Here is a 17110-nt window from a genome sequence, read left to right as displayed (position 1 = left end):
GCCAGCGGTTCCGGGAGGCCGGCAGTCCGGCAGGTCATGGGGTGGTCGCGTGGATCCGTCAGTGTGGCTGGGAGTGCTGGGTACGGTGCGCGCGCGCCACGGCGACACCGAACTCGATCTCGGCGGGCGTCAGTTACCCACCGTGCTCGGACTACTGCTCGTCCGCGCCGGAAAGCCGGTGACGTGGGGAGAGTTCACGACCCTGCTCTGGGACGACAGTCCTCCGGCGGGCGCCGAGAACATCCTCCAGCGGCATATCGGCGCACTGCGGCGCATCCTCGAGCCCGGTCTGCCGCCCCGGGCACCGAGCCGCTGGTTGCAGCGCTCCCCGGGTGGCTACCGGCTGGCCGCCGGCCCCGAGTCGCTCGATCTGCTCCGGTTCCGTCAACTCGCCGAACAGGGCTCGCAAGCGGCCGCGGCGGGCGACGCCGCGGCCGCGGCGAAGGCTCGGACGGCCGCGCTGCAGTTGTGGCGCGGGAGGTGCGGGTCCGGAATCGAGGTCGGACCCGCCTTGTCGCCGGAGTTCTCGGCCGTCGACCGGGAACGGGTCGACGTGCTCCGGGCCGCGGTCGACGACGCCCTGGCCAGCGGTGAACTCCGGGGCCTGCTGCCCGTCGTGCAGAAGGCCGCCGCCCAGGACGGACTGAACGAAGCGGTGCAGGCCCCGCTGATTCTCCTGCTGGCAGCTTCCGGCCGGCAGGCGGCCGCCGTCGCCGCGTACCAAGCTCTCCGGTCGCGGCTGGCCGAGGACCTGGGGGTCGACCCCGGGCCGGAGGTACGCGCCGCCTACGACCGGGTGCTGCGGCAAGAGGTCGTGACCGCGCCGGCCCCGCCCCCTCCGGCCGTGGGTGAGGTTCCGCCGCTGCGGTCCGTGCCGTCGCAGCTCCCAGCGGCCAATCGGTTCTTCACCGGCCGCGCGGCCGAACTGGCTCAGCTCTCCCGGGTGGCCGCCGAGGTGAACCGGGGCCGGTCGTCGTCGGTAATCGTCACGATCGACGGATTGCCCGGCGTCGGCAAGACACTTCTCGCGCTGCACTGGGCGCATCAGATGACCGACCGGTTCCCGGACGGTCAGTTGTTCGTCGACCTGCGCGGCTTCGACCCGACGGAGCCTGCCCTCAGCAGCGACCAGGCGCTGATTCACCTGCTCGCCGGCCTCGGCGTGCCCGATCAGCAGATGCCGGTGGGCACGGACGCGTTGTCGGCGATGTTCCGCGCGATGGTCAACGACCGGCGGTTCCTGATCGTCCTGGACAACGTGCGTGACGAGGAGCAGGTCCGGCCGCTGGTACCGGTCTCACCCGGCAGCCTCGTGCTGATCACCAGCCGGGCCCGGCTCACCGGTCTCGTCGTCACCAACAGCGCGGTGCCCCTGAGCCTGTCGGTGATGTCCCTGGAGGAGTGCCGGGTGGGCGCGCGGGAGCGGATCGGCACCGACCGGTTCGCAGGCGCGGAGGACGCGCTCGACGAGATCATCAAATACTGCGGACGACTGCCTCTGGCCATGGCCATCGTCAGCGCCCGCGCGCTGGCCAACCCGCAGTGGTCGGCCCGCGAGATCGCCGACGAGCTGCGGGCGGCCGCGCCGCTCGACTTCCTCGACGGTGAGGAACCACGCAGCGATGTGCGGAACGTCTTCTCGTGGTCCTACCGCATGCTCTCCGAGCCGGCGGCCCGGCTGTTCCGCCTCCTGCCCCTGCACCCAGGCCCGGACATCGGGACGGTGACCGCGGCGAAGCTGGCTGGTCTGCCGCCCGAGACGGTGCGCCGCCTGGTGCAGGAGTTGACTCGCACCAGGTTGCTGACCGAGGTCCGGCCCAGCCGGTATGCGTTCCACGACCTGATCAAGGCGTACGCCGCGGAGCTGGGCGCGAGTGCCGACACCGAGCAGGAGCGGGCCACGGCCTTGACCGGTCTGCTTGACTACCTGTTGCTCGCCGGCGACCGCGCGAACCGGATGATGCAGCCGGCGTTCCGGCTCAACGAGGTGAAACAGGCCGACGGCGGCCTCGTGGAGCCGGTGCGCGACACCAAAGAGGCGATGGCGTGGTTCACCAGCGAACTGACCGTCCTCGAAGCCGCGGTCGATCTGCCCGGCCCGCGCTCCTGGCGGCTGGCCGAGCTTCTGATCCCCTTCTACCAGCGGCTCGCCCTCTATCAACGGTGGGAGTCGACGGCCGGCCACGCGCTCAGCCGGGCCGAGAGCGCTGGTGACCTCGAGGGGCAGGCGGCCATGCACCGCATGATCGCCGGTTCCCTCATGTTCGCCGGGAGTTCGGCTCGCCCGACCGGACCCGACCCTGAGCGCCTCGCCATGGCTGCCCGGCACCTGCAGCGGACCCTCGAGCTTTTCGACGCTCTCGGCAAGGACGCCGCCAAGGCCGAGGTCTACCGCAACATCGGCATGACCGAGCGTGAACGAGGGCAGCACGATCGGGCCCGGTCGCAGTTCGAGCGGGCGCTGGCCCTGTTCGAGGCGCAAGGCGACCGCCGGGGGATGGCCCTGTCGCTGCTCGGTCTGGCCCGGGAACGCGCGGAGCTGGGCGACCTGGAAGTCGCCGCGGACAAGATCGCCCGCGCCGAGACGTTCGCGCGAGAGCTCGATGACGTGAATACGACCGCGGCCGCCGTCGCTACCCTGGCGCACATCGTGGCCCGGATGGGCCGGCTCGAGGAGGCACTCGTCCTTTTCGAACGGGCGGAGGAACTCTTCCGCCAGGACGAGAACCGGGGCGAGATGGCCAGCAACGACGTCAGCATCGGTGACCTGCTGGCCGAATGGGATCGCCTCGGCGAGGCGGTGATCTTCTGGTCGCGGGCCCGGGACCGCTATGCCGAGCTGGGCCAATCCGCCGTCGTCGCCGTCCTCGACCAGCGTTTGGCCGAGACCGCGGCCGACATGTCATCCGGTTGACCGCCCCGTCATCGTCCGGAGTTCTCCCGAAGGTGGTGGGCGGCGTCGCGAAGGGTGGAGGGGCCCCGGCGGCCGACGCCCGGACGGCCGCGCGCCGCAGGACGCCCACGGCGTGCGAGGAGCCGAAGGTGCGGGTGAGCGGCAGCAACGCCGGGACCAGGGCGATCGCGCCGCGCCAGTCGCTGGCGTGCACGCGATTATCGAAGAGATAGGCCGACAGGCTGTAACGGTCTCGGGGAGTCGTCGCCACCACGGGTTCGAGGAGGGCGGTGGCCCGCTCGTGGTCGCCCAGGGCTGACCGGGTCGCCGCCGCCACCTCGCGGCGCAGGCGCGCGGGCGGTGCGCTCCGCGACAGCCGGTGGCGGACGGCGACGATCACCCGGTCGGCCGCTGCCGAGGCGGCCGCGCCGCCGGATCGGGCGTCGAGGCTGAGCAAGCCCTGGACGACCGCAGGAACCCGTCGGCCGAGGCGGAGCCCCAGTCGTCGGCGGCGGCGAAGACCGAGGTGGGTACGGTCGCCGCCCGGCCGCCGCGGCGAGCTGGTCGGCGAGCAGACGGGTCGAGGACGGCTGGCTCAGGACGGACGAGACGACGACCAGGGCGCGCCGCTTCGTGCGGAGACCTCCTTGGCCCTCTCAGCGGCCAGCAGGGCAGCGTGGGCGGGGCGTCCGGCACGTGGGCCGGCAGCGCACCGCTGCCTCTAGTACAAAACCTTGACAGTCAGGAAAATGGACTAATATATTGCGTGGCAACCGGTGGCCCTTGCTACCCGGTACACGAAGGAGACAACGATGTCCGGCAAAAAAGTGATCTCGGTTGTGGGCGCGACCGGCACCCAGGGCGGTGCGGTGGCGCAGGCGCTGCTCGCCGACGACGAGTTCGAGGTCCGAGCGTTGACCCGCGATCCGTCCTCGGCCAAGGCCCGGGCGCTCGCCGACCTCGGCGCCGAACTGGTCGAGGCCGACCTGTACGACGTGGACAGCCTGCGGAAGGCGTTCGACGGGGCGTACGGCGCCTACCACGTGACCCCGTACTGGAATCACCTGTCGGCCGACAAGGAACTCGAGGAGGTCGAGAACCTGATCTCGGCGTCGACAGCAGGCGGCCTGAAGCACGTGGTGTGGTCGACGCTTGAGGACACTCGCGATGTCATTCCGCTGCACGACGACCGGATGCCGACACTCGACGAGATCTACAAGGTGCCGTGCTTCGACGTGAAGGGCGCCGTGGCCGACCGGCTCTACGAGAAGTCCGGTCTGCCGACCACTTATCTGCGGGTCTCGTTCTATTGGGACAACCTCCTGGGTGATCTCAAACCGCGACGGGACGCGGACGGTGTCCTCGCGGTGCACCTGCCGTTCGGGGAGACGCCCATCGCTGGGATCGCCTCGGAGGACATCGGGCAGGCGGTGCGCAGCATCTTCCGCCGGCCGGAGGAGACACTGGGCGCACTCATCGGGGTGGCCGGCGAGCAGCTGACCGGGGACCAGATCGCCGCCGCGTTCAGCCAGGTGCTGGGCGAGAAGGTCGTCTACCGCCGGGTGCCGCACGACATGTTCCGCGCCTACGGCTTCCCGGGTGCGGTCGAGCTGGGCAACATGTTCCAGTACTACACCGAGTTTCCCGACTCCTACCTGGGCAATCGCGACGTCGAGCGCACCCACCAGCTGAGCCCCAACTGGCTGAGCCTGCCCTCCTTCCTCACCCGGCACCGCGACCGGCTCGGCCTCTGAACGACTCTGCCGATCGCGGCGGTGAAGAGGTGCAACGTCGGTTTTCCCTCGGTCGGCGGCGCAGCCCCAGCGACCAGCAGATCGCCGTGCTCTACGGTCTCCTGCTCGCGGCCGAGGGAAGCGAGATCGTGGAGGCCGTCGTCCGGCTCGACGGCAGCCCCTCGGGGACGTATCGCATCCGGCGTGCGGTGGACGACGACATCGTGGTGTCGGCGGCCGCCGGCTCGGGGCCGGTGCTGCGCGGCGACATGCTCGCGGTTGTGAGGAGTCTCAGCGGGCAGGGGTCGGGGCCCACGGAGGTTCTCTCCGGGCCGGCGGACGTGCTGCGGTCGCTGACGCCGGGCCGCACGGCCCGTCAGGGGGTGCGATGAGCGCCTGTAGGGCCGGACCGGCCAGCCGCAGCACGTCGTCGAGGTCAGCGCCGGCGAGGTCGGGCATGCGCAGCAGGTAGCGCTGTGCGGCGATGCCCATCATCATGGCGCTGGCCAGGGCGGCTCGCAGCCGGGCGTCGTCGGCGCGGATGGTAGCGCTCATGCTGTCGACGGCCTCGGCGGTGATGTGGTCGCGCAGGATGCCGGCCGCCTCCTCGCTGGTCATGCTGGCCCGCAGCAGGACGGCCATCGGGCTGTTCGGGTCGGCGGCCCAGCTGCGCAACATGCCTCGCAGATAGTTGTCGACGCTCTGAGCCGGGTCGTCGGTCGTGTTGCGCCGCATGGGGATCGTCCAGTGCACCGCGGCCCGGAACAGCTCCTTTTTGGTGCCGAAATATTGGATGACGGAGGACTTGTCAACCTCGGCCGCCACTGCGATCGCCCGGATCGTGGCGCGCTCGTATCCGACCTCGGCGAACACCGCACGGGCCGCCTCGAGGATCCGGCGTTTGGTCCGCTCACCTTTGCGTTCCGGCCGGGGGGCGGTCTCGTCCCGGCTCATCTGTGGCTCCCTTTTCTCAACCTCGTCGGCGAGGCGATCGTACCGGGACCGGTCCGGCGGAACTCGGATCGCCGGCGTTTTCGCAGCTCCCGGTGAGGTTGGCCACGGGCGGCGACGGCGCTGGGGCCGGTAGAGCTAGAGTGGCGATGATTTTCTCAACGCTTGTCTACTTTTTGTGACGGCGGTCGGCGTGGACGCGCCCCGGATGACCCGGCCGCCCCACGACGGGCACGAAGTTCGATGGAGGAACCGAATGGCGGCACCGACCCAAGCCAGGCCGTCCACCGCACGAACGGGGACCTCACATCCGGGTCTCGCGCTCGCGGTGATCGCGGCGGCACAGCTCATGGTGGTGCTGGACGGCACGATCATGAACATCGCCCTGCCCAGCATCCAGCGCGATCTGCACGTGTCCGCGTCCGGCCTGTCGTGGATCATCAACTCCTACCTGTTGGCGTTCGGAGGTCTGCTGCTGCTCGGCGGCCGCACCGGGGACCTGTACGGCCGCCGCCGCGTGTTCCGGGCCGGACTGATCGTCTTCACCCTCGCCTCCCTGCTGGGCGGACTCGTCCCGAACGCGGAGCTGCTCATCGCTGCACGGGTGCTGCAAGGGTTCGGCGCGGCCGTCGTCGCCCCGAGCGCCCTGTCGCTGATCACCACGACCTTCGCCGAAGGACCGCCCCGCAACCGGGCGATGGGCGTCTATGCCGCCATGTCCGGCATCGGCTCCACGGTCGGGCTGCTGCTCGGTGGCGTACTCACCGACTACCTGAACTGGCGCTGGGTCCTGTTCGTCAACGTGCCGATCGGTCTGGCCGTCCTGGTCGGCACCCGGCTGCTGCCGAGCGGCGGCAAACTGCATGGCGCGCTGGACGTGCGCGGCGCCGTACTGGGCACGGCCGGCTTGGTGGCTCTGGTCTATGCGATCACCCAGGGCGGTGACCGCGGCTGGGACGACAACGTGACGATCGGGATGTTCGTCGTCGCGCTGGTGCTGCTGGCCGTTTTCCTGCGCACCCAGGTGCACAACCAGCACCCGATCCTGCCGCTGCGCCTGCTGCGGTCGCGCAACCGCGCCGGATCGTACGCGACGATGCTGTTCATCGGCGCTGCCATGTTCGCGACGTTCTACTTCCTGTCGCTCTACATGCAGAAGGTCCACGGGTACAGCCCAATCCGTGCCGGCCTGGCCTACCTGCCCTTCAGCTTCGCCATGGGCGTGGCCGCCGGCGTCGGCTCGCGGCTGGTCGGCCGATTCCCGCCCCGGGCGATCGCCACGCCCGGCCTGATCCTCGCGGCCGCCGGCATGGTGTGGTTCAGCACGCTCGAGCCGGCTTCGTCGTACACCACTCATCTCATGCCGGCCATGGTGGTCACCGCCGTCGGTCTCGGCCTGAGCTTCCTGCCGATGACCCTGGGCGCCGTCTCCGGGGTGGAGGGCCGCGACGCGGGCATCGCCTCGGCGATCCTCAACACCATGCAGCAGATCGGCGGAGCCGTCGGTCTGGCCGTCCTGGCGACCGTCTCGACCGAAGTCGCCGACGGCGTGCTGCCGAACACCGACGCGGCTTTCTTCCAGGGGCTGGCCGCCGGCGACCAGAGCCTCGTGCACCGTGCGGCCGACGCACTGACCCAGGGCTACACGGCGGCGTTCGCCGGTGCGGCCGCCTTCCTGCTGGTCGCCCTCGTCATCACCGTCACGGCTTTGAACGCGCGGGCCCAGCGGGGCCACTGACCCGGGAATGGGAGGACATTCGATGCGACTCGCGACCAGGCCGGCGCCGGCGCTGTTCGATCCGCCTTCGCAGGTGACGTGGAGACGGCACATCAGTGGATGAGTGCGAGGCTCGGCCGGAGGGTCGAGCCGGGCCCCGGCGCCCGGCGGGCCTCGGCGAGCTCGGCATCCAGCAGTCGCTCGCCGCCACCAGGCGTTGCAGCGAGGAGCCTGCCTCCACGCTGGCATGGCGTTGCTCGTGCACCTGGTTCTCGATATACACATCGAGCCTCACCGCCGCGCCTCCTTCACGACATGGCCGGCCAGGGCACTGCACACCCCGGCCGGCCAACCTGACTGTCGTCAGACCTCGCAGGGAATCGGGTACCTCGTTCGCACGCCGCCCCACCTGTCCTGAACCACCAAGTAACAACTCGTGATCTGTGCGCCACTGTCCTTCGACGTTCGGCCGACCGGCTTGTCGGCCTTCGCCTCACACTCGTCGTCGCCGTCCTTGTTCGGTCCGTAGCACGGGCACTGGTTCGCCTCGTCGATGAGGTCGTCGAGGTCGTCGAGATCCACCGTGTCGTCGAAGATGCCCCTTGCTGTCCTCGATCTTCGACCGTGACCTCCACCGTCACGATGAAAATTGCCTGCTGTGGTGAACCGGCGACGGTTCCTCGCTCGGCCGTGCGCTGTGAAAGAGGTCGCAGAGGTGAAGGGCGCGCATTCGCCGACGTTCGGACCATGTCGTCAGCGCGTCTCGCGGTGGGCGGCGGACATCAGCCCGAGAGGAAATTCCCCATGAGTAACCAGAGCGCGGCGGCGTCGCTGCGAAAGGCCGCCACCTCGGTCTTCCTGCCCGAGGACGAGGGCTACGAGGAGGCGAACACGACCTGGTCACTCGGGCTGGGCCTGCGTCCGGCGGCGGTCGTCTACCCGGAGAGCGCCGACGAACTCGGCGCGGTCGTGCGGACCGCCGCCGACGAGGGTCTGCGGGTCACCCCGTTGGGTACCGGGCACAACTCGTTCCCGTTCGCCGATCTCGACGACACGGTCGTGGTGCGAACGTCGCGACTCGGCCAGTTCTCGATCGACGCCGAGAAGCGACGAGCTCGCGTCGGCGCCGGCACCCACTGGGCGCCTGTCGTCGAGGTGGCCGGCGGAATGGGGCTGGCGGGCATGCACGGCACGGCGGGGGACGTCAGTATCGCCGGATACCACGTCGGCGGTGGTCTGAGCTGGGTCGGGCGACGGCACGGGCTGGCCTCCAGCCAGGTGACCGCGGCCGAGCTCGTCCTGCCCGACGGATCCCTGGTACGCGTCGACGCCGACCACGAACCGGACCTGTTCTGGGCCGTCCGTGGTGGCGGAGGCAATCTGGGCATCGTCACGGCGCTCGAGTTCGGGCTGCTCGACCAGCCCGACGTCTATGGAGGCTTCTTGGCCTGGGACCTGACCCGGGCGCCTGAAGTCCTCACCCGGTGGCTGGAATGGAGTGCGACCGCACCCGACGACGTCACCACCATCTATCACCACTTCCGCTTCCCCCCGGCCCCGGAGGTCCCGGAGCCGTTCCGTGGCCGCAAACTGGCCCTGATCAGCGGTGTGGCACTGGCTGACGGCGCCAGGGCCGAGCGGATCCTCGCGCCCCTGCGAGAGCTCAAGCCTGAACTTGACACCTTCGGGGGCCTTCCGTCGACAGCGGTCTCGCGGATCATCCCTCAGCCTGACGGACCCCTTCCGGTCGCCGGGGCCTCCGGGCTGTTCGACGCCCTCGACGCCTCGGCGGTCGACAAGCTGATGGCCGTGGTCGGCGCGGACGTCCCCTCCTCGCTGGGAATGGAGCTGCGTCAGCTCGGCGGGGCGCTCGGCCGGCCCGACCCGGACGGCGGTGCCCTGAACTACCTGGACGGGCAGTACATGCTGTTCGGTGTCGGGCCGGTGTTCGACCCGGCCCACCGGCCCGGGGTGCAGGCCCAGGCCGACCAGCTCCTGGACTCGCTGAGCGAATACTCCCGCGGGCGCAAGTATCTGAGTTTCGATCTGCAGGACAGCGATCCCTCCCGCGGCTACGACGCGGCCGCCTACGAGCGGCTGGTGGCACTTCGGCGCAGGGTGGACCCGAACGGCGTCCTCCGGACGAACCACGAGATCCGCTGACGCCGGACGTACGGATCGGCGCCCACCGCCGATCCGTACGTCCCCAGAGGTAGGCATTCTCACGATGGCTTCCGACAACATCGGTGAATTTGCCCGCTGCGTGTACGTGAGATGAGCATGACCGGACTTCCTCTGACCGCCGGCACTCCACTGTCGCCGACTCTGGACATGTTGTTCTCCCGTTGGACCCCGCACATCCTGTGGCTCCTCGACTGCAGCGGGCCGTTGCGCTTCGCCGACCTGTTGCGTCGTCTGCGCCCGCTGGGGACGGCCATGCTGACCCGGCGGCTGCGTGAGCTGGAAGCGGCCGGACTGATCTCGCACGAGCTGTACATGCTGCACCCGCCGCGGGTCGAGTACTCGCTGACCGAGTTCGGACGCTCGGTCCGGCCGGTCCTGCAGGCGATCGAGGTCTGGACCGAGACCCAGTTGCGTCCGGCCCAGGTGTCGTCCCACATGGCGGTGGCCTGACCTCGCCGGCCCGAGACTCCGAAGGACTCTGATGCAGATCGGCATGGGTATCCCGAACCCTGGCCGTGGCGGCGGGGGCGACCCGCCGCATCGGCCTGCTCACCAACATCCTGCTCGGCGTGGCCTGGCCCGCCGTCCTGCTCGCCAAGGAGATAGCCGGTATCGATGTTCGCCGTATCCCTCTTCGGGGCGAACATTTATCCCGAGAACGTCAGTGAGGCGCTGGAACGGCCGGAGATCGCCGCATGGACGACGGGCCGGTTCGTCCTGCGGACCCCTGAGGACGTCGACGGTGACCGGTACCTCGACGTCACCGTGGAGCTGGCGCCCGGCTCCGAGGGCGACGGACGGGAGGCTGCGGTGGCCGAGGCCATCCGGGCTCACCTCGTCCGTCGCAACAGCGAATTCGCCCACCACGTCCCGGCTGCCCGGCAGACCCCGGCCGTCCGGTTCCGGCCGGTAGGTGATCCCGAGAACCTCCCGATCGGCGTGAGACACCGTTACAGCAGATGAGCGGCGGGGCCTCGCCGGTCAGCCGTGCGACGGCATCGAGGCGATGTGCTCGACGTCGAGGCGCAGGTCGATCAGCAGTGGGCGGTGGCGGTTGGCGATCACCTTCGAGACCTGTTCGAGGTCGTCGGTGTCGCGCACGGTAAATGCCTCGCCGCCGTGGGCCTCGGCGACCCGGGCCAGGTCGGGCCAGGCGAACAAGGACAGCCCCGGATCGAGGCCGCGCCGGACGAACTGGATGTGCTCGGCGCCGTAGCCGCCGTCGTTGCACACCACCACGATCAGGTCGAGATCCTCGCGTACGGCGGTGGAGAACTCGGTGATCCCGCCGTGCATGAAACCGCCGTCACCGCAGACCATCACCGTCGTTCGAGAAAGGTCGGCCGCCGCGGCCCCGATCGCCGTGCCCATACCCAGGCCGATGGATCCGAAGTTGGCCGGGAGCACGAAGTCGCGGGGGTCGTCGACGCTGATGAAGCGCAGCGACTCCATCATGAAACGACCGCCGTCGCTGACCACTACGCGGTGGGTGGGCAGCACCTCGTCGAGGCGGCGCAGCGCGACCTCGACGTCGACGGTGCCGGGCGCGGTCGAGGGGCGATCACCCAGTTCGTCGACGGCCGGGGTGACCGTGTTGCGGAAGACAGTGGGCAGGGTGCTGCGGCGGTCGAGCAGATCGACGAGCGCGTCCGCGGCGGCACCGGAGTCGGCCAGCACGTCCGGCCGGGCCTGCGGGTCGGTGTCGACCGTGAGCACGCGGTCGCCCGCGGTGAGTGTGCCGTTGCGGGTGGTGTACGGGTTGAGGCCCGCACCGAAGCTGATCACCAGGTCGGCCGACTCGATGATCTCCTGGTTGGCGGGGGTGCCGACACCGCCGGTGATGCCCAGCGCGAACGGCTCGCCGCGGAACAGGTCACGGGCCTTGAGCGTGGTCGCCACCGGCGCTCCGATCCGCTCGGCCAGACGCAGCACGGCGGCGCGGGACGCGATCGCGCCCCGCCCGGCCAGCACCACAGGCCGAACTGCCTCGCCGATCCGGTCGGCCGCCCGGGACAGGGCGGCCGGGTCGGGCTGGATCCTCTGTTCCTTCGGCAGACCCAGCGGCACCTCGTGGAACTCGACCTCGGCCTGCATGAAGTCCGAGGGCACGTTGAAGACGACCGGGCGGCGTTCGACCAGTGCCCGGCGGATCGCGATGGCCAGGTCGTCGAGCGCGGTGTCGGGCGTACGGGCCTGTTCGAAACCCGCCCCCGTCGGCAGCACGACGTCGCGCTGAGCGATGTCCTGGATGTTCGTCCGGCTGCGGGTTCCGGTGTCGCCGGCGATCAGGAGCATCGGGGCCCGGCTGCGGACGCCCTCGACCAGACCGGTGAGGGTGTTGGTGAGCGCGGGGCCGTGGGTGACCGTGGCCACGCCCAGCTTGCCGGTGAGGTCGGCGTAGCCGAAGGCCATCAGTGTCGCGCCTGCCTCGTGGACCGCGCCGATGTACCGGCCGTCCGTCTCGTGTACGAAGCTGTGCACCATGAACAGGTTCGCGTCACCGATGAGGCCGAACATGACGTCGACGCGGTAGCCGGCGAGGGACCGGGCGAGGGCGGAGTAGAGCTTCATCATCGGACTTCCTTCTGTGTCTGGTTCGTCCGCGCAAACGAGCAGGCGAGGTGGCGGTTCAACCGGGCCAGCTGTGTCCTCGCTCATGACCGCGCACCCAGCGCCGGCGGTGAGCTGATCGGCGGGTACCGCGAGACGCTGTGTCCGTTAACCCGGACTTCCGGTCATGGCCGGGCCGGCCCGGGCGAACGTGGCTTTCCTCGTATCCCAGGAATGAAGCTGACCACCCACGACACCGGCGGCGCCCTCGGCATGGTCAAGGCATCGGTCCGCCCGGCGGCGGACCGGCGCCGCACATCCACGGTCGCAGCGACGAGTCGTTCTATCTGATCGACGGTGACCGCGTCGGCGCCAATCAGGGCGGCGATCTCCTCGGCCACGCTCTGGCAGAGTTCCGCGGCGATCCTCGTCTGAGCAGGGAGGGGCAGGTCATACCTCCAGGGGTGAAGGTCCTGGCCCGGCCCGCGTCTGTCAGGCGGTGGCGCGGACATGGAGGCGCCGGACGGAGGGGACGGCATGACACACGGTAACGGTGTGGAGCTGGGACTGAACACCTTCGGGGATCTCACGGTCGACGAGGAGGGCCGGAAACTCTCGTACGCCCAGGTCATCCGTGGCATCGTCGAGCAGGCGGTGCTCGCCGAACAGGTCGGCGTCGACTCGTTCGGGGTCGGCGAGCATCACCGGGACGACTTCGCGGTCTCCGCGCCCGAGATCGTCCTGGCCGCCATTGCCGCCCGCACCGAACGGATCCGGGTCGGCACCGCCGTCACGGTGCTCAGCTCCGACGATCCGGTGCGGGTCTTCGAACGCTTCGCCACGCTCGATGCGATTTCGCGCGGCCGGGCCGAGATCATTCTCGGGCGCGGCTCCTTCACCGAGTCGTTTCCGCTCTTCGGCTACGACCTGAAGGACTACGACCAGCTGTTCTCCGAGAAGGCCGAGCTGATGGCCCGGCTGCTCACCGAAGGCCCGGTGACCTGGTCCGGCTCGGTCCGGCCGCGGCTGGACAACCAACAGGTTTTTCCGAAGACCGAATCGGGCCGGATCCGCACCTGGGTCGGCGTCGGCGGTACCCCGGAGTCGGTGGTGCGGGCCGCTCGACTCGGCTTCCCGGTGATCCTGGGCCTTCTCGGTGGGCGGCCCGCGCGCTTCGCCCCGTTCGTCGAGTTGTTTCACCGAGCACTCGAGCAGGCCGGCCACGAGCGCCTGCCGGCCGCGGTGAACTCGCCCGGTTTCGTGGCGGAGACCGATGACGAGGCCTTCGAGACCCTCTGGCCGTACGCGCGCGCCACCATGGACCGGATCGGCGCCGAGCGCGGCTGGCCGCCCCTGCGCAGGGAAGACTTCGAGTACCAGGTGCACGAGGGCTCCTGGTACGTGGGTTCGCCCGAGACGGTGGCCCGCAAGATCGCCAGGACGATCACCGAGGTCGGCGTCCAGCGTTTCGATCTGAAGTTCTCCACCGGCGCACTGCCCCACCCGGCGCTGCTGCGGACGATCGAGCTGTACGGGACGGAGGTCATTCCCCGCGTACGCAAGTTGGTCGCACCAGATGCCCCCTAGGTGACTGGTGTTCAACAGGGGTTGATCGGCGTAGCCGATCAACCCCTGTTGTGGTTGGATCGCCAGCCACGAGACGTCGGCGAACCTGATCGGCAACGGCCTGCTGGCGCTGCTGCGTCACCCGGACCAGCTCGCGGCGCTCCAGGCCGATCCCGCGCTCGTTCCCCACGCGGTGGGAGCCGGTCGCGCCTGTCACCGCGATGATCTTCTTGCTGGACATCGCTGCTCCACGTCTGCCCCTGCTTGCGCCGGCGCGCATCTGCCGGACCGCTACGGCGCAGACGCCCGGAACCTAAAGTCGTTCAGCAGTGTGTCGTGGAAGACAGGAGATCAGCAGCGGGCCTACTCAGTTCGGCAGCTTGAAGGTCCGGTAGGTTCCCACCGTCTCGAAGCCGACTCGCTGATAGACCCGGGCACCCTCCTCGCTGGCCTGCAGGGTCACGATGCGCCGGCCCGCCTCGCGGGCGAGCCGGAGAGACTCCACCGAGAGCGCCGTGGCGATGCCGCGCTTGCGGTACTCCGGGTCGGTGGCGACGAAGTAGAGGGCGGCCACCTCGGCGCCGAGGGAGAGGGTGCAGGTGCCGACTGTCCGGCCGTCGATGACGCCGGCCAGACGCACCACCTCGGGGAAGCCGAAGTTCAGCTCGTGGGCGACCAGAGAGTCCTCGTCCTCGGGGCGGAAACCGAGCGGACCGGAGTACGCCCGCACGTATTGCCGCATCTCGTGCTCATCGACGACCGTGCGGATCTCAAGGTCGCCAGGAAGATCGAATCTCATGGCCTCATCGACGTCGACGGCCATGACCGGCATCTCGCCGGTGAGTTCCGCTCCCCGGGCGATCAGACCGTCCGCTGTTCCGGCGTCGCTGTCGGAGGAGACCCACCAGCTCCACACCGATCCGTCGAGACTGTCGTGGGCCTGTGCGGCGGCCTCGTCCAGGGACCGGCCACGAACGCGGAGCAGCCCGTTGAGCAGGGGGTGCTCGATGCCGGTGCGGTACAGGGGCAGATCGGTGTCGGGATCAGCTTTGGCCCAACCAGTCCAGTATCGGCGGTTCGCGGCGAGCTGAGGTTCGAGATCTTTGACGGAGACGACTGACATGCCCCCCTCAACGCACGCCCGCGGCCAGACTTCGATCCGGGTGACGAACGACATGGTGTGCGCACGGGCCGGAGTGCGGTTGGTCACCCGGACTGGATTCTCATCGTCGCGCCGCGTACGCCGCGGGATGTGAAGCCCATTGATTCGGGAGTGCGAGATACACGAGTTCGCGCTGGCGGACAGGGCGGTTGCGGCACTCTTCCGCGCCGCCGAGATCGGGCGCTTCGCCGCCGCCCTGGACGGTGACGACGTGCCCTGGTCGACTCAGGTTCGTGGTGAGGCGACCGACGAGGTCCTCGCCTGGGCACGAAGTTCGGCCGGGCGGTGACCGAACGCGAGCCGTTCATGGTGAGGCCGTTGGACGTACACCCGGACGGGCTCGGTGGCGGGTCCTTTCCGCATCCGCGTCGCGGGACCGGCCGACCGCGATGACCACGTGGGTGTCCTCGTGTGCCCTCACCGCGCGGCGGACGCCGTCATCGACGTCACAGAACGAGCGACGAATGCGCGGCCTCCGACTGCGTATGCCAAGCGACTGCGAAGACGCGGTTGAAGGACATCGACGAATACGGAGTCCACGTGTCCATCATCACCACCAGCGACGGCACGGACATCTTCTACAAGGACTGGGGTTCCGGTCAGCCGATCGTCTTCAGCCACGGCTGGCCGCTTTCGTCCGACGACTGGGACAACCAGATGCTGTACTTCCTGCAGCACGGATACCGCGTGATCGCCCACGACCGCCGGGGCCACGGCCGCTCGGCCCAGGTGAGCGACGGTCACGACCTCGATCACTACGCCGACGACCTGGCCGCCGTGACCGCACATCTCGACCTCAAGGACGCCATCCACGTCGGACATTCGACAGGTGGCGGCGAGGTCGTGCGTTACCTGGCGCGGCACGGTGAGTCTCGGGTCGCCAAGGCCGCGATCATGTCGGCGATCCCGCCGTTGATGCTGCAGACCGAGAGCAACCCCGGCGGTCAGCCCAAGAGCGCCTTCGACGACTTGCAGGCCCAGCTGGCCGCGAACCGGTCCGCCTTCTATCTGTCCATCGCCTCGGGGCCGTTCTACGGCTACAACCGGCCCGGTGCCGAGCCGTCCGAGGCCAACATCCGCAACTGGTGGCGCCAGGGCATGATGGGCGGCGCCAAGGCCGCCTACGACGGCATCGTCGCCTGGTCCCAGACCGACCAGACCGAGGATCTCAAGAAGATCACCGTTCCCGTTCTGGTCATGCACGGCGACGACGACCAGGTCGTCCCCTACGCAGACTCGGCTCCGTTGTCGGCCAAGCTGCTCAGGAACGGCACGCTCAAGACCTACGCGGGCTACCCGCACGGCATGCCGACCGTGCACCACGAGGTCATCAACGCCGACCTGCTGGAGTTCTTCCGGTCATGACCAACCCGCGGGGCCCGGTCGCACCCCCGGGCTCCGCGGCTCTTCGGTGTGACGCCTGGCACGCCGTTGAAGAAGAGAGCCCCGGGCGCGTTCTCCAGGCAACCGCACGATCATCAGCTGACAGGGGCCGCGTCATGTCGAGTAACGGAAAGCCGACGATCGTTGTCGTTCACGGAGCCTTCGCCGAATCGGGAGGCTGGGACCGAATCGTCGCCCGGCTTCAGGACGAGGGACACCGGGTCATCGCGGCGGCGAACCCGCTGCGCTCGGTAGCGTACGACGCGACGTACATCAGGGCTCTGCTCGACTCGATCGAGGGACCGGTCGTCCTGGTCGGCCACTCGTACGGTGGCATGGTCATCAGCAAGGCAGCGGCCGGTGCCGAGAACGTCAAGAAGCTGGTCTACGTGGCCGGGTTCGCGCCCGAAGCCGGCGACAGCGGGGCGACCCTCGCCGCCAAGTTCCCGGGCAGCACGCTCGGTCAGACGCTGCGCCCGGTGAAGCTGCCGGACGGCGGCGAGGACGTCTACGTCGACCAGGAGCTGTACCACGCGCAGTTCGCGGCCGACGTGCCGGGCGAGGTCACCCGAGTGATGGCGGCCAACCAGCGACCGATCACTTCGGCCGCGCTCGAGGAGGCCGCCGAAGGCTCGCAGGCGTGGCAGTCGATTCCGAGCTGGTTCCTGATCCCCGAGGCCGACAACAACATCCCGGCCGCCGCGCACCGATTCATGGCCGAGCGGGCCAAGGCGGTCACCACCGTCAGCATCCCCAACGCGTCGCACGCCGTCTTCGTCTCGCACCCGACCGAGGTGGGCGACCTCATCCTCGAGGCTGCCGCGGCGGCCTGAGCCGAACGGGAACGGCGGCGCACCCCCCCGGGGGGGGGGGGGCCCGGGCGGGCGCGCGGCGGGGGGCCGGTTGCGGTTTTAACCCCCCCGTGTTCCCGCGCGGCCCACAAAACACCGCCCCCAACACCAGGGGGCCCC

15 protein-coding genes are annotated in these 17110 nt (G+C 69.6%); 10 read left to right on the top strand and 5 right to left on the bottom strand.

Going from position 1 to position 17110, the window contains the following annotated elements; translation table 11 throughout:
- Nucleotides 1-49 precede the first annotated feature (49 nt).
- Together ACGFIQ_RS27560 and ACGFIQ_RS27555 are read left to right on the top strand one after the other, a co-directional pair.
- Nucleotides 50-2914 (top strand): BTAD domain-containing putative transcriptional regulator, encoded by a 2865-nt coding sequence (locus tag ACGFIQ_RS27560; RefSeq protein WP_393248406.1) that lies wholly within the window; start codon nt 50-52, stop codon nt 2912-2914.
- Nucleotides 2915-3705: 791 nt separating this feature from the next.
- On the top strand, nt 3706-4647 hold the full coding sequence (locus tag ACGFIQ_RS27555; protein WP_393248405.1) for an NmrA/HSCARG family protein: 942 nt from the start codon (nt 3706-3708) through the stop codon (nt 4645-4647).
- A 270-nt stretch (nt 4648-4917) separates the two neighbouring features.
- Here the strand turns inward: ACGFIQ_RS27555 and ACGFIQ_RS27550 are convergent, their stop codons facing one another.
- Entirely contained in the window at nt 4918-5580 is a 663-nt protein-coding gene (locus tag ACGFIQ_RS27550; RefSeq protein WP_393248404.1) for a TetR/AcrR family transcriptional regulator, read from the bottom strand.
- Nucleotides 5581-5833: 253 nt separating this feature from the next.
- Between ACGFIQ_RS27550 and ACGFIQ_RS27545 the strand changes: the two genes are divergently transcribed.
- Entirely contained in the window at nt 5834-7315 is a 1482-nt protein-coding gene (locus ACGFIQ_RS27545) for an MFS transporter (protein WP_393248403.1), read from the top strand.
- Nucleotides 7316-7657: 342 nt separating this feature from the next.
- Here the strand turns inward: ACGFIQ_RS27545 and ACGFIQ_RS27540 are convergent, their stop codons facing one another.
- Nucleotides 7658-7876 (bottom strand): hypothetical protein, encoded by a 219-nt coding sequence (locus ACGFIQ_RS27540; protein WP_393248402.1) that lies wholly within the window; start codon nt 7874-7876, stop codon nt 7658-7660.
- Nucleotides 7877-8098: 222 nt separating this feature from the next.
- Here ACGFIQ_RS27540 and ACGFIQ_RS27535 point away from each other — a divergent pair, with 222 nt between their 5' ends.
- The 3 genes from ACGFIQ_RS27535 (at nt 8099) to ACGFIQ_RS27525 (ending at nt 10441) form a co-directional block, all read left to right on the top strand.
- On the top strand, nt 8099-9457 hold the full coding sequence (locus ACGFIQ_RS27535; protein WP_393248401.1) for an FAD-binding oxidoreductase: 1359 nt from the start codon (nt 8099-8101) through the stop codon (nt 9455-9457).
- A gap of 117 nt (nt 9458-9574) precedes the next feature.
- The gene (locus ACGFIQ_RS27530; RefSeq protein WP_393248400.1) at nt 9575-9928 is read left to right on the top strand and encodes a winged helix-turn-helix transcriptional regulator; all 354 of its coding nucleotides are present in this window, start codon (nt 9575-9577) and stop codon (nt 9926-9928) included.
- A 165-nt stretch (nt 9929-10093) separates the two neighbouring features.
- Complete coding sequence (locus ACGFIQ_RS27525; RefSeq protein WP_393248399.1) at nt 10094-10441, top strand: hypothetical protein; 348 nt, start codon at nt 10094-10096, stop codon at nt 10439-10441.
- Nucleotides 10442-10459: 18 nt separating this feature from the next.
- Here ACGFIQ_RS27525 and ACGFIQ_RS27520 read toward each other — a convergent pair whose 3' ends face one another.
- Entirely contained in the window at nt 10460-12052 is a 1593-nt protein-coding gene (locus tag ACGFIQ_RS27520; protein WP_393248398.1) for a thiamine pyrophosphate-binding protein, read from the bottom strand.
- Between the two features lie 161 nt (nt 12053-12213).
- Nucleotides 12214-12429 (bottom strand): hypothetical protein, encoded by a 216-nt coding sequence (locus ACGFIQ_RS27515; RefSeq protein ID WP_393248396.1) that lies wholly within the window; start codon nt 12427-12429, stop codon nt 12214-12216.
- Nucleotides 12430-12565: 136 nt separating this feature from the next.
- Here ACGFIQ_RS27515 and ACGFIQ_RS27510 point away from each other — a divergent pair, with 136 nt between their 5' ends.
- Nucleotides 12566-13615 (top strand): LLM class flavin-dependent oxidoreductase, encoded by a 1050-nt coding sequence (locus tag ACGFIQ_RS27510; protein ID WP_393248394.1) that lies wholly within the window; start codon nt 12566-12568, stop codon nt 13613-13615.
- A 346-nt stretch (nt 13616-13961) separates the two neighbouring features.
- Here ACGFIQ_RS27510 and ACGFIQ_RS27505 read toward each other — a convergent pair whose 3' ends face one another.
- The gene (locus ACGFIQ_RS27505; RefSeq protein WP_393248392.1) at nt 13962-14717 is read right to left on the bottom strand and encodes a GNAT family N-acetyltransferase; all 756 of its coding nucleotides are present in this window, start codon (nt 14715-14717) and stop codon (nt 13962-13964) included.
- A 139-nt stretch (nt 14718-14856) separates the two neighbouring features.
- On the opposite strand from ACGFIQ_RS27505, the gene ACGFIQ_RS27500 reads away from it, so the two are divergent.
- The 3 genes from ACGFIQ_RS27500 to ACGFIQ_RS27490 all read left to right on the top strand — a co-directional run bounded on the left by ACGFIQ_RS27500 (nt 14857) and on the right by ACGFIQ_RS27490 (nt 16972).
- The gene (locus ACGFIQ_RS27500; protein ID WP_393248390.1) at nt 14857-15045 is read left to right on the top strand and encodes a hypothetical protein; all 189 of its coding nucleotides are present in this window, start codon (nt 14857-14859) and stop codon (nt 15043-15045) included.
- A gap of 251 nt (nt 15046-15296) precedes the next feature.
- The gene (locus ACGFIQ_RS27495) at nt 15297-16121 is read left to right on the top strand and encodes an alpha/beta fold hydrolase (protein WP_393248388.1); all 825 of its coding nucleotides are present in this window, start codon (nt 15297-15299) and stop codon (nt 16119-16121) included.
- A 134-nt stretch (nt 16122-16255) separates the two neighbouring features.
- Nucleotides 16256-16972, top strand: coding sequence for an alpha/beta fold hydrolase (locus tag ACGFIQ_RS27490; protein WP_393248386.1), 717 nt, complete (start codon nt 16256-16258; stop codon nt 16970-16972).
- The last annotated feature ends 138 nt before the right edge of the window (nt 16973-17110 follow it).

The organism is Micromonospora sp. NPDC048898 (assembly GCF_043198035.1).
Taxonomy (GTDB): domain Bacteria; phylum Actinomycetota; class Actinomycetes; order Mycobacteriales; family Micromonosporaceae; genus Micromonospora.
The sequence above is the reverse complement of the archived record's forward strand: the minus strand, read 5'-3'. Positions and strand labels throughout refer to the sequence as shown.